This window comes from Pseudomonas sp. DF11 (assembly GCF_058148565.1).
Map to the genome: position 1 here is coordinate 829,843 of NZ_JBYVYN010000001.1, position 14,045 is coordinate 843,887.

General features: G+C 65.8%; 2 protein-coding genes. Both read left to right on the plus strand.

Going from position 1 to position 14,045, the window contains the following annotated elements; genetic code table 11:
* Window positions 1–9 precede the first annotated feature (9 nt).
* Window positions 10–10,212, plus strand: a complete 10,203-nt coding sequence (locus tag AC30D9_RS03440) for a non-ribosomal peptide synthetase (protein WP_490143428.1) — start codon at window positions 10–12, stop codon at window positions 10,210–10,212.
* Window positions 10,209–14,045 (plus strand): non-ribosomal peptide synthetase, encoded by a 3,837-nt coding sequence (locus AC30D9_RS03445; RefSeq protein ID WP_490143429.1) that lies wholly within the window; start codon window positions 10,209–10,211, stop codon window positions 14,043–14,045. Before AC30D9_RS03440 ends, AC30D9_RS03445 begins: the two co-directional genes overlap by 4 nt.

The following is a 14,045-nucleotide window of genomic DNA, read 5'->3' on the forward strand; positions in this document are numbered from 1 at the left end:
CAAGCAAGCATGAACAACATCGAAGACATCTACTCCCTTTCGCCGACCCAGCACGGCCTGTTGTTCCACAGCGTCTATGAACCGGATTCGCGGGTGTATTACCAGCAATTGAGCCTGGACATGAACGGCCCGCTGCAACTGAGCGCGTTTCGCGGCGCCTGGCAGGCGTTGATGCAGCGCCACGCGGTGCTGCGCAGTGCTTTTCTCTGGGAAGAACTGGACGATGCCTATCAGGTGGTGCAACAGGAAGTGCCATTGCCCCTGACCGAACTGGACTGGCAGGACCGCACCGAGCCCCAGGCCGCGCTGGAACAGTTGGCACTGGAGCAACGGGCGCAACCCCTGGAGCTCAATGACTCGCCACTGATGCGCGTGTGCCTGGTACGCCTGGCCCCCGAGCGCTGGCACCTGATCTGGACCTTCCATCACATTCTCATGGACGGCTGGAGCGTCGGCATCGCCGTCCAGGAGTGGCTGGCGCTGTACTACGAACAAGCCCATGGCCGCCCTGCCAACCTGGCACCGACCCGCCCTTATCGGGACTACATCGCCTGGCTGGCGGAACAGGACATGGCCGCCACCGAGGGTTTCTGGCGCGAGCAGTTGCAGGACGTGAGCGAGCCGACCCCGCTACCCACCTTCGCCGTACGCCAACCGGCACCGGCAGGCGCGCCGTTCGCCGAACGGGAAAGCCTGCTGGCCGCCAGCGAAACCGAGCAACTGGCGCACTTCGCCCGCCAGCATGACCTGACCCTCAACACGCTGATCCAGGGCGCCTGGGCACTGCTGCTGGGCCAACATGCCGGGCGTGACGACGTGGTCTATGGCGTCACCGTCGCCGGGCGTCCGGAGAACCTGGCGGCGGTGGACAGCACCGTCGGCCTGTTCATCAATACCTTGCCGCTGCGCGTGCAATGGGCTGACGAACCGACGCTGGTGGGCTGGCTGCAACGCTTGCAGCAAGCCAACAGCGATGTGCGCCACCACGCCTACCTGCCGCTAGGCAAGCTCAAGTCGATGACCCGCATCGCCGCGGAACAGGCGCTGTTCGACTCGATCCTGGTGTTCGAGAACTTCCCGGTCACCGATGCGCTCAACCAGGACACCGGCGGCTTGAGCTTCAGTGCCCCGAGCAACGACCAGCAGGTCGACGGCATCACCCACACCCAAGGCCGCAACCACTTCCCGCTGTCGCTGATCGTGGTGCCGGACAAACAACTGCACTACCTGATCAGCTACGACCGCAGTCGCTTCAGCGATGCCGAGGTCGCGGTGCTGTCGGCACAATTGCGCGCCATCCTGCTGGCCATGACGGCGCAAGCGCATAGCCGGGTCAGCGAGCTGGAGTGGCTGAGCCCTGAAGAACGCCAGCAACTGCTCGTACAGGGTCGCGGCGTGCAACTGCCGGTGCCCGCTGCGTGCCTGCACCAACGCTTCGAACAACAGGTGGCCGCCCACCCGGAACAATTGGCAGTCCAGGACCGCCAGGTCGCCCTGACCTACCGTGAATTGGACCAGCAGGCCAATCGCCTCAGCCAGTATTTGCGTACCCAGGGCATCGGCCACGACAGCGTCGTGGCACTGGCCTTGGAACGCAGCGCCGAGTTCGTGGTTGCCCTGCTGGCCACCCTCAAGGCCGGCGCCGCCTATCTGCCGCTGGACCTCAAGCAACCCGCCGGACGCCTGGCCGACGTGCTGGTGGACAGCCGCGCCGCGCTGCTGATCGGCGCCGCCGCCTCGCCCTTGCTCAAGAACCTGGCAGAACACACGCCAACGCTGTGGCTGGCGGAACAGGCCGACGCCATCGCCTCCCAGCCAGACACCCCACCGGCCGTGGCCCACAGCCCAACTGACGCCGCCTACGTGATCTACACCTCAGGCTCCACCGGCACCCCCAAGGGTGTAGTGGTCGAGCACCGGTCCATCGTCGATTACCTGACGGCGGTGCACGCGGTACTCAATCCGCCGCCGGCGGCTCGCTACGGCTTGCTGTCCAGCATCGCCGCCGACCTGGGCCACACCCAACTGTTCGGCGCCTTGTGCAGCGGCGCCAGCCTGTTGCTGGTGGATGAAGACAGCGGTTTCAGCCCCCTGGCACTGGCCGAACTCTTCGACCAACACCCAGTGGATGTGCTGAAGATCACCCCAAGCCACCTGGCCGGCCTGTTGCAGGCACTGCCCGATGCCCGCCTGTTGCCTCGCGCCCTGCTGGTCTTCGGTGGCGACGCCCTCAGCCCGGCGCTGTTGGAGCAGGTCAACCGTCTGGCCACCGGGCTGAGGGTGTTCAACCACTATGGGCCGAGCGAAGCGACGGTCGGGGCGATTGCCACCGAGCTGCCCGCCGGCCTGCGCAGCATTGCCCTCGGCCGCCCGCTGCCGAACCGCCAACTGCAAGTGGTGGATGCCAAGGGTCGCCTGGTGCCCACCGGGGTGTCCGGTGAGCTGCTGATCAACGGCGCTTTGGCCCGGGGTTACCTGCACCGCCCGGACCTGACCGCCGAACGCTTCCACCTCGACGCCGATCAGCAACGCTGGTATCGCACTGGCGACCGCGTGCGCTGGCAAGTGGACGGTCAATTGGCGTTCCTTGGCCGGGTCGACAGCCAGGTCAAGATCCGTGGCAACCGCCTGGAGCTGGGCGAAGTCGAGGCGCAGCTCAAGCGCCTGTCGCCACTGATCGAGCAGGCGCTGGTCCGTGCCGTGGAACTGGACGGCAGCCTGCGCCTGGTGGCCTACCTGGTCGCCAGCCAGTCGCTGTCCGCCACGAAACTGCGTAACGACCTCGCTGCGCGGGTGCCGGATTACATGGTGCCGGCGCACTTCATCACCCTCGACGAACTGCCCCTGACCCGCAACGGCAAGGTCGATGTGCAGCGCCTGCCGCTGCCGCAGAAACCCACGGACGACAACGCCACCCACGTGGCCCCGCGCAATGAGGTCGAAGCGCAACTGGCCGCCATCTGGCAGGAGGTCCTGAAGCTTGAGCGTGTCGGCGTGCATGACAACTTCTTCGCCCTGGGCGGCGACTCGATCATCAACTTGCAGATCATCGCCCGCGCCAACCAGCAGGGGCTGAAACTCACCCCGCGCCAGCTCTTCGAGAACCGCACCATTGCCGACATCGCCCGGGTGCTGGGCGCCGATGCCAACCAAGGCGTGACGCAAGCCATTTCCGATGGCTATGACCTGCCGCTGGCCGCCGGGCAACTGGCGCGCCTGCAACAAGGACCGTTGCAGGCGACTTGGCGTTGCGTGGCGCTGACCCAGGCCATCGACAGCGAGCTGCTGACCCAGGCCATCGTCGCCTTGCAGCAACACCACCAGGCCCTGCGCCTGGCGCTCAAGGCCCTGCCGGAGGGCGAGTGGCAGCAACGGGTACTGGTGGCGGCCAAGGCCCCGGTCATCGCCATCGAAAAACTTGCGACCTGCGCCCCGGCGCAACTGCAAGCCCTGGCCCAGGCCGGTGTCGATGGACTGGACTTGGATGCCGGCCAAACCCTGCATGCCAGCCTGCTGGAAGTGGACGGCAAGCATTCCCTGCTGCTGGCCGCTCATCCGCTGAGCCTGGACGAAGCGTCCTGGTCGCTGCTGCTGACGGACCTCAACCTGGCCCTGGCGCAGCTGCGCTATCAACGCCCGGTGCGCCTGTCCTACACCGGTGGCGATTTCACCCAGTGGACGCGGCACCAGCAGGCCCATGCCCAGGGCGACGCCCTGGATGACGCCTGGGAGCACTGGCTGCAATACGCTGGCCTGGAACCGCTGCAACTGCCTGCCGGCCAACAGCCGGCCAGCATGATCGAGCAGGCCCTGCCGGCCAACACCTCGGGCGAGCTCAAGCGCCTGGGCGAGGTGCTGCAACTGGACTGGCATAACCTGTTGGCCGCTGCCGTGGCCGAACAATGCCGTGAGCTGTGCGGCGATGGCCTGGTCGCGCTGAGCGTGCACGGCGCCCGTCCGAACGCCGAACGCTTGCCGGTCACTGCGCCGATTGCCGTCGCCGACCTTGATCCGGCGCGCATCGTGGGGCCTCTGGAATTGGCGGTGCCGTACTTCCTCCAGCCCACAGGCGACAGCCTGCTGCAACGCTTGCAGGCACTGACCACGCAGATGTGCGCCTACCCGCAACACGGTGTCGACTACGGTGCCCTGCGCTACCTGTCGGACAATACCTACCTGCAAGAACCGCTGCGCGAGCTGCCAGCGGCATCGGTCGCCATTCGCTGGCTGGGCAACCTCGACAGCCACCGCGAAGAACGCGGCATCCTGGCCAAGGTCGAGGCCGCAAACCCATCGCCGACGTCGACTTGCCCGCTGACCCTGGACGCCTGGTGGCAGGACGATTGCCTGCACCTGCGCAGCCAGGGCGCCCTCGCCGCCGACTGGGCACCGCGCCTGGCTCAACGCCTGAACGACCTCGCCGGGCTCGCTAGCGCAACCGACCTGCGGCCTGTCAGCCAAGCGTTCCCGCTGTGCCACAAGCAAGCGGCGACCCTGGCGGCCGAACCGCTGGACTGGTTGAACATCGAAGACGTTTACCCGTTGTCGTCGATGCAACAGGGCATGCTCCTGCATACCCTGTTGCAACCCCACAGCGGCATCTACCTGATGCAGCAACGCTACAGCTGGGACGGGGTCTTGCAACGCCCGGCGATGGAAGCGGCCTGGCAGTTGTTCCTCCAGCGCCATCCGATGATGCGCACCGCGTTCTGGTGGCAGGACGACCACGAGCCGCTGCAATGCGTGTATCGCCAGACCCACCAAGCGTTCGACTGGCAGGACCTGCGCCATCTCGACGAGGAGCAGCAGCGCCAGGCGATGGACCAGGCCCTCGAAGCACAGCGCCTGCAAGGTTTCGACATGGCCTGCGCGCCATTGACCCACCTGCGGGTGTTCCAACTCGATGAGCGACGCTTCGCCGTGGTGCGCAGCTTCCATCACATCCTGACTGACGCCTGGTGCTTCGGCCTGCTGATGGAAGATCTGCTGGCGATCTACCAGGCCATCGTGCGCCAGGAGCCGGTGGCCCGTCCGCGCCTACGCTCGTTCCGCGGCTACATGAGCTGGCTGGAACGTCATGACATGGCCGCCGCACACGCGTTCTGGCAGGCCGAGATGGCCGGTTTCAGCGAGCCGACACCGTTGCATGTGGACAGCCCCGTGGCCCGTCCGGAGCAGGCACCGGAACAGGTGGGTGACTTCGACCAGACCCTGAGCATCGCCCAGACCCAACGTCTGCAGCAGCTGTGCCAGCAATACCAATTGACCCCCAACACCTGGATCCAGGGCGCCTGGGCGCTGTTGCTGTCGCGCTACAGCGGCAATCGCGATGTGCTGTTCGGCGTGACCGTCGCCGGCCGCCCGACGGACCTCGCCGGTGTAGAGGAAATGGTCGGCCTGTTCATCAACAGCTTGCCACTGCGCATCGATGTCGACCCCGAGGCGCCAGTGGCCGATTGGCTGCAGGCGCTGCTGTCCCACAACGCACAATTGCGCGAACACGAAAGCGCCTCGCTGGTGGACATCCAGCGTTGCAGCCAGGTGCCGCGCGGCCAGCAGTTGTTCGACAGCCTGGTGGTGTTCGAGAACGCGCCGCTGGACATCAGCAGCGTGCAACTGGATGCCTTCAGCATCGACATCTATGAAGACCGGGTGCACACCAACTTCCCGATGACGGTGGTGCTGTACCCCGGCGACCGCCTGGGCATTCGCCTGTCCTACGACAGCATGCGTTTCAGCACTGACACCGTGCAGCGCATGCTCGGGCATTTGGTGCAGCTGCTTTCGGGCATGCTGGAGACGCCCCAGGCGCCCCTGGGTAGCCTGCACATGCTGCCCGGGGCGGAACGTCGACAGTTGCAGATTGACTGCAACCGCAGCGCCGTCGACTTCCCGCTGGAACGCGGTTATGCGGCGCTGTTCGCCGAGCAAGTGCGTAGCCGCCCGCAACACCTGGCTGCCGTCTGCCAGGGACAGTCGCTGACCTACGCTGAATTGGACCGTCGCGCCAACGCCATCGCCCACGCACTGCAAGCCGCCGGTGCCGGCCCGGAAACCCTGGTGGCGCTATTCGCCGAACGTGGCCTGGCCCTGCTGACGATGATGATCGCCACGCTCAAGGTCGGCGCCGCGTTCCAGGCCCTGGACATCCAACAGCCCCACGCACGCCTGGCGGAGCTGCTGGACCTCGGTGAAGCGCCGCTGTTGCTGGTGTGCGAGCACGCGACGTCGACGCTGGACAACGTCCTGCCACAGATGCACAAGCAACCCACCTGCCTGATTGCCCAGGCGCTTTGGCAAGGTCGCGAACAACCGCCAGTCAGCTACATCCACAACCCTGATCAACTGGCCTACGTGATCTTCACCTCGGGCTCCACCGGCACGCCAAAAGGCGTCATGGTCGAACAGCGAGGAATGCTCAACAACATGTTCGGCAAGGTCCCGAGCCTGGGCCTGAGTGAGCACGACCGAATTGCCCAGACGGCTTCGCCGGCGTTCGATATCAGCGTCTGGCAGTTCCTCGCCGCGCCGCTGTTCGGCGCCACCGTACACATTCTTCCCGATGCCCAGGCCCACGACCCGGTGGCCCTGCTCGATGCGGTAGAGGATCAGCGGCTGACGCTGCTGGAAACCGTGCCGGCACTGATTCGCGGCATGCTCCAGGAAAGCCAGCCCCATCACACCCTGGCGAGCCTGCGCTGGCTGTTGCCTACCGGTGAGGCGTTGCCGCCGGCCCTGGCCCGGGACTGGTTCGCCCGCTTCCCGGCCATCGCGTTGATGAACGCCTACGGTCCGGCCGAATGCTCGGACGACGTTGCCTTCTACCCCATCACCCAAGCCCCGGGCGACGACTGCCTGCACATGCCCATCGGCAAGCCGACCGCCAATAACCAGGTGTTCGTCCTCGACTCCGAACTGCGCATGGTTCCCATCGGCGTACCCGGTGAGCTGTGCATCGGCGGTGTCGGCGTCGGTCGCGGTTACCTGCGCGACCCGCAACGCACCCGCGAAGCCTTCGTCCCGCATCCGTTCCAGGCCGATGCGCGCCTGTATCGCAGCGGTGATATCGGCCGCATGCGTGCCGATGGCGTGATCGAATACCTCGGCCGTCGCGACCAGCAAGTGAAGATCCGCGGTCACCGCATCGAGCTGGGTGAAATCGAAAACCGCCTGATGCAACACCCGGCGGTGGACAGCGCGGCAGTACTGGCGCTGCCCGACGCCCGCGGCGCGTTGCAACTGGTGGCCTGGTATGTGCTCGACGAAACGGCCGACCTGGGCAGCGAGTCTGCTCAACAGGTCTTGAGCGCTTACCTGGGCCAGCAACTGGCAAGCTACATGGTCCCGGCCCGCTGGCTGGCCCTGGCGCAATTGCCACTGAACGCCAATGGCAAGGTCGACCGTCGCGCCCTCGTCGCCCTGGGTGTACCCCAGGACGAGACGGCACAGGCGCAAGGCATGGCACCACGCACGCCAACCGAGAAAGTGCTCGCCGAACTCTGGCAGGAAATCCTGGGCCTGGACGAGGTCAGTGTGCATGACGACTTCTTCGCCATCGGCGGTCATTCGCTGCTGGCCACCCAGGTGTTGTCGCGGATCCGTCGACGGTTGAACGTGAACCTGCCGCTGCGCACGTTGTTCGAGCGTGGGACCCTCGAACAACTGGCCGAGGCGGTGGATCAGCAGCGCGATGCCCAGACCGAGGCCGACGACACCGAGATGGCCCTGGCGCCGCGCGACCAACCGTTGCCGCTGTCCTACAGCCAACAACGGTTGTGGTTCCTGGATCGCTTCGAAGGCCCGAGCGCCGCCTACAACATGACCACTACCGTCAGGCTGCGCGGCGCGCTGGACGTCGCGGCGCTGCAAGGGGCCTTGCAAGCGGTCTTCGAACGCCATGAATCCTTGCGCACCGCGTTCCACCTCCACGGCGACCAACCGTGCCAGGTCATCAGCCCGGCACCGCTGGTTGACTTGACGCCGACCGAGCTGAGCCACCTCGACAGCGCGGAACAGGGGCAAACCCTGCAACGCCTGATCGACGAACAGGCCGCACGCCCGTTCGATCTGCAACAGGCGCCGATGTTGCGCGCCAACCTGTTGCGCCTGGGCAGCGATGATCATGTGCTGCAACTGGTGCTGCATCACATCGCCACCGACGCCTGGTCCATGGGCATCCTGATGCAAGAGCTGATCGTCGGCTACCAGGCCCGCACCAGCGGCTCGACACCGCTGCTGCCGACGTTGCCGATCCAGTTCGCCGACTACGCCTACTGGCAACGCAGCGAAGCGCAACAGCGCCTGCTGGCACGGGCCATCGACTACTGGCGCCGCCAGCTCGACGGCGCGCCAACCCTGATCCCGCTGCCATTGGACCTGCCACGCCCGGCGCGCCCCGACTACCAGGGCGCGGCCCTTGAACAACGCTTCACCGCCGCCCAGACGCAAGTGCTCAAGGCCTATGCGCAAGAGCAACGGGCGACGCTGTTCATGGTCCTGCTCAATGCCTTCAACAGCCTGTTGCAGCGGGCCACCGGGGCCAACGACTTTATCGTCGGCACCGACCTGGCCAACCGCGAACACCCGGCCCTGGAACACCTCATCGGGTTCTTCGTCAACGTGCTGCCGATCCGTGCCCGCCTGAGCGAGGGCGAAACCTTCGATGCCCGCCTGCAACGCTTGCGCGAGGATTGCCTGTCGGCATTCCAGCACCAGCAAGTGCCGTTCGACAAACTGGTGGAGGAATTGCAGCCGCCGCGTACACCGGGGGTCAACCCGCTGGTGCAGGTGCTGTTCGTCATGCAGAACACGCCCAGCGGCAATGCCAGCCTGCCGGATCTCGAGGTGGAACATTTGGTATCGCGCCAGGAAAGCAGCAAGTTCGACCTCGCCGTGTTCGTCGAAGAGGACGAAGAACAAGGCTTGAACGTGCGCTGGGTGTATCGCACCAGCGTGTTGCAGGAACAGACCATCCAGCGCCTCGAACAAGGCTTCGAGCACCTGCTGGAGCAAATCGTCGCGGCCCCGGCGCAGGCACTGGACCAGTGGTCGTGGCGCCTGGAGGGCAGCAATGCCAGCGCGCCATCCCAGCCTGATTCGGCGCTCGACGAGGCTACGACTCGTGGCGCGCGCAAGCAGTCGAAACTGAGCAAGCTCAAGCAGACCCGTGCAACCGCCGTGAGCCAGGTGGCCCACGAGCAGGTCCGGACCCGCACCCTCAACGCCGGGCAAGCCTTGCCGTTGGTGATCGAGCCGTTGCTCGGCGACCTGGACCCGGTGCACTGGGCGCTGCAAGCCCGGGAATGGATCAACGCACAGCTGCTGACCCACGGCGGCCTGCTGTTCCGAGGTTTCAACCTGCCGGATGCCGCCGCCTTCGAGCAGTTCGCCCAGGCCATCGAGCCCGACCTCTACGGGACCTACGGCGACCTGCCGAAAAACACTTCCGGCAAGAACATCTACCACTCCACGCCGTACCCGGAACAGCACATGATTCTCTTCCACAACGAGAGCTCCCATCTGCCCCAGTGGCCGCGCAAGCAGTGGTTCTACTGCGAAACGCCGGCACCCCGTGGCGGCTGCACGCCCATCGTCGATTGCCGGCAAGTGTTGGCACGTTTGCCGGAAGACATCGTCGCCCGCCTCAAGACCCAGGGACTGCTCTACGTGCGGCACTTCACCGACAAACTGGATGTGCGCTGGCAGGACTTCTTCAAGACCGAACAGCGCGAGGAAGTCGAACGCCAATGCCTGGCGTCGGGCATGCGCTGGGAATGGCTGGGGGCCGACAACCTGCGGATCGCCCAGCACTGCCCGGCCATCGTCGAGCACCCCGATACCCGGGAACTGTCGTTCTTCAACCAGGTGCAACTGCACCACACCGCCTGCCTGGAACCGGAGGTGCGCAGCAACCTGATTAGCTTGTTCGGCCCCGGACACCTGCCACGCAACGTCTACTACGGCGACGGCAGCGTGATCGAGGACGCGGTGATGCAAGTCATCGGCGAGGCCTATGAGGACTGCGCGGTACGTTTCAGTTGGCAAAAGGGTGACATGGTGATGCTGGACAATATGCTGGTGGCTCACGCCCGGGACCCCTTCGAGGGCGAGCGCAAGATCTGTGTCGCCATGGGCCAGATGATGCGTCGTGAGCAATTGACCGGGCTGCTGCCTGAAGTACAACTGTCGCCGGTTGTGGAGGTGCAGGCATGAGCGCTTTTGAAAAACGTGAAGAAGCCTTCGCCCTCTCGCCGCAACAACGCAGCCAGTGGTTGGCGGGATTGCCAGCGGTGCGCCTGGAACTGGAAATCAAAGGCCCGTTGGCCCTGGAACGCCTGCACCAGCGACTCGTAGCCCTGAGCGCATGCCACGAGGCCCTGCGCCTGCGGGTGCGGCCTGAGCCGGGCTTGCTGACGCCGTTACAGGTGGTTGAATCCACCGTCACGGCAGCGGACGCCATCGGCGTCGAGGTGCAATCGATCAGCGATGATCGGCACCGGGTGACGCTGCAACTGCCGGCACTGAGCGCGGATCGCGGGACTTTGCTGCGCTTGGCACAGGCATTGGCCTCGACGGATGCGCCATCGCTGGATGACGAGGCCATGACCTATACCCAGTACAGCGCCTGGCTCTACGAATTGCAGGCCGATGAAGACGCCGAGCATGGCCGGCGCTTCTGGGCCAGCCAGACCCTCGATGAGCCGGTTGCCAGCGAACTGCTCTACCGCCAGGTACGCAGCGACTGCCCCGACGCCCCGGTGACCACGCGCCTGAGCGCCAATGCGCAGTTGAGCATGGCCCTGGACAGCTTTTGCCAGCGTCACGACGCAACACCCGAGCAGGTGCTGATGGCGGCCTGGGGCGTGCTGTTGCAGCGCCTGAGCAGCGGCGACAGCCCGGCACTGACCTTGAACTGGGTCCACGATTGCCGCGACGACTACGAAGAGCTCGCCGACTGCTGGGGATTGTTCGCCAAGCCCCTGCCCCTGCGCTGGCAACCGGCGGCGGACAGCGCGTTTGCCCAGGCCCTGGCGAACCTGCAGGTGCTCTGCGAGCAAGCCACGGAATGGCAGGAATACTGCGCTGTCAGCACGACACCGCCAGCCGACGCCGCGCAGTACGGTTTCCAGTGGGCTGGGCAACTGCCCGATCGGCTCGACACCTTGGGCAGTATGGCATCGACACTCACGGTGCTGGACGCCCAAGCCATCCCGGCGGGCATGGAGCTGCTGCTGGTAGCCGAAACCATCGCTGGCGACTATCGCCTGAACCTCTGCCACCTGCCGGGCCGCTACAGCGAGCAAGCCGCCCGGATCCTGCTGGAGCAGTTCCAGTCGCTGCTGCTCGATGCCCTCGTCAACCCCGGCAAGCCCCTGGCCGAGCTGTCAGTGCAGGCGCCGAGCTTCACCGCGACGCTCGCCGCCCGGCAGGCGCCACTCGACGATGCGACGCTGGCGTTTGCCAGTGTGCCAGCGAGCTTCGATGTGTGTGCCGCGCAATTCCCCGAGCACTTGGCCCTGCGCGACCACAACGGGCAACTGAGTTACGCCCAATTGCAGGCCCGCAGCAACCAACTGGCGCATTACCTGCGCGCCCAGGGCGTGGGTCGCGAAGATCGCGTGGCGTTGTACCTGGATCGCTCGGCGCAGATGGTCCTGGCCATGCTCGCGGTGCTCAAGAGCGGCGCGGCGTTCGTTCCCCTGGACGTGCATCAGCCGGCGCAACGCACCCTGGCCATCCTGCAACAGGCACAGCCCGCCTTTGTCCTCAGCGGTTCGGCCGGCAGCGCCCCGGCGTTGCCCACCATCGGCAGCCTCGACCTGCGGGATGAAGCGACCTGGCAGCAAGCACCTGCCACGGCAATCAACGTCGAGATCCAAGCCCAGGACGCGGCCTACGTGCTGTTCACCTCCGGCAGCACCGGCACGCCCAAGGGCGTCATCGTCGAGCATCGCCAGCTCGCCAGTTATGTCACCAGCGTGTCCCGGCGCCTGGCGCTGGCCGCCGGCGAACGCAGTGCGGTGGTCACGTCGCTGGCGGCCGACCTGGGCTACACGTTGCTGTTCCCGGCACTGCTCAGCGGCGGCGAATTGCACCTGCTGGACAAGGAAACGGCCATGGACGCCCAGGCCTGGGCAGCCTGGCAGGCGCAGTACCCGATCGATCACTTGAAAATCGTGCCGTCGTTGCTCGACGCCTGGTTGATTCACGCCCAAAGCGCTGCGGTGTTGCCGCGCAAGCAATTGATCCTCGGTGGCGAAAGCTGCTCGCGGCGCCTGCTACAAAGCATTCGCAGCCTCGCGCCGGCACTGGCGATCTTCAACCATTACGGCCCGACCGAAACCACCGTTGGCGTGGTGATGCACAAAGCCGAGCCGGCCATGGATTATCGCCGCCTGCCCCTGAGTGACCGCCTCGACGGCATGCGCCTGTACCTGCTCGACGAGCAGCAAGCGCTGGCCGCCCCCGGGCAAAGCGCCGAGCTGTATATCGCCGGCCCGCAACTGGCTCGCGGTTACCTGGACGCGCAACAAAACGCCGGGCGTTTCATCGAGCTGGCGCAACTGCCTGGCGAACGCCTCTATCGCACTGGCGACATGGCCCGCTATCGCCATGACGGCAGCCTGGAAATCACCGGACGCGCCGACCGCCAGGTGAAAATCCGTGGGTTCCGTGTAGAGCTCGATGAGATCCAGGCACAGCTGACCGCTCTTCCCGGTGTCGCCCAGGCGGCCGTGGAATGCATTCCCCGAGGCGAACTCGGCCAGCAACTGTTCGCCTTCATGACCCTGGCACCCGGGCATTCGACCACGGTCGCCCGGCTGCACGGCCAGGCCCAGGATTGCTTGCCGGACTACATGCTGCCCACCCTGCGGATCGTCGAAGCCTTGCCACTGATGGGCAACGGCAAACTCGACCGCAAGACCTTGCAGCAATGGGCCGACAAAGTCCTCGACACGGTCGGCAGTGCCCTGCCACGCACACCGCTGGAAGCGTTGCTCGCCGAGGTCTGGGCACAGGTGCTGGGCCTGGAGCGGGTGGGCATCGACGATGATTTCTTCGAGCTGGGCGGGCACTCCCTGGCAGCGGTGACGCTTGCCAGTCGCTTGCAGGCCGCACTGTCGGCCCCGGTAACGGTCAACGCCGTGTTCAACGCCCCGAGCGTCTCGGCGTTTGCGGCGCTGGTGCAGGCCGAGCTCAAGCTTTCGCCGTTGGTGCGGTTGTCGGCGCCCAACGCCGTCGGAGCCGCCAACCTGTTCTGTTTCCACCCCTCCACCGGCCACGTGCAGGACTACCGCACGCTGCTGGCGCCGCTTTCGGATTGGCATCTGTGGGGCTTGCAGGCCGCCTACCTCACCGACGACAGCGCAACGCTGGACGGCGATATCGAGAGCCTCGGTGCGCTTTATGTCGAGCACCTGCGCCAGCAGCAGCCGCAAGGGCCTTATCACCTGCTAGGCTTCTCCCTCGGCGGCCTGCTCGCGATTGCCGCGGCCGCGCGCCTGGAAAGCCAGGGTGAGGAAGTGGCATTCCTCGGTATCATCGACTCGCAGTACCAGCATCAAGCGCCGCAAGACAGTGTCGAAGCGCTGCTGGAATCGGCCTCCCAAGCACTGACGCCAGACAGCCAGGCCGTGTTGCGCCAGTTGCCGGCACCGATCATGGCTGCGTTGCTGGAGCGACTGGACGCCCTGCCGCCAGCGGCACGCCTGGCGGAACTGGTCCAGTGGGCCCGGCAACAAGGCCTGCAACTCGATGGCGACAGTTGGGAGCATTTGCAAACGCGGCTGCGCTACCAGCAGCATACGCAGCATCTGCTGGCGACCTTCAAGCCTGCCCGGCTAAGCTGCCCGGTGCATGTCTGGTGGGCCAGCGACACCCTGGCCCAGGCCGACTTCGCCGACCCGCATTGGGAAGGCCTGAGCAGTGGGCCATTGACCCGCGAGGTCATCTCGGCGCAACACCTCACCATCCTTGAGCAACGCGCCTTGCATGAACAATTGGCGGCGCGCCTCACGGCCATTGCTACACACGGAGCGGTTTGA

Coding starts and splice junctions, on each gene's coding strand:
- AC30D9_RS03445 (WP_490143429.1), top strand. CDS start 10,209: ATGAGCGCTTTTGAAAAACGTGAAGAAGCCTTCGCCCTCTCGCCGCAA.
- AC30D9_RS03440 (WP_490143428.1), top strand. CDS start 10: ATGAACAACATCGAAGACATCTACTCCCTTTCGCCGACCCAGCACGGC.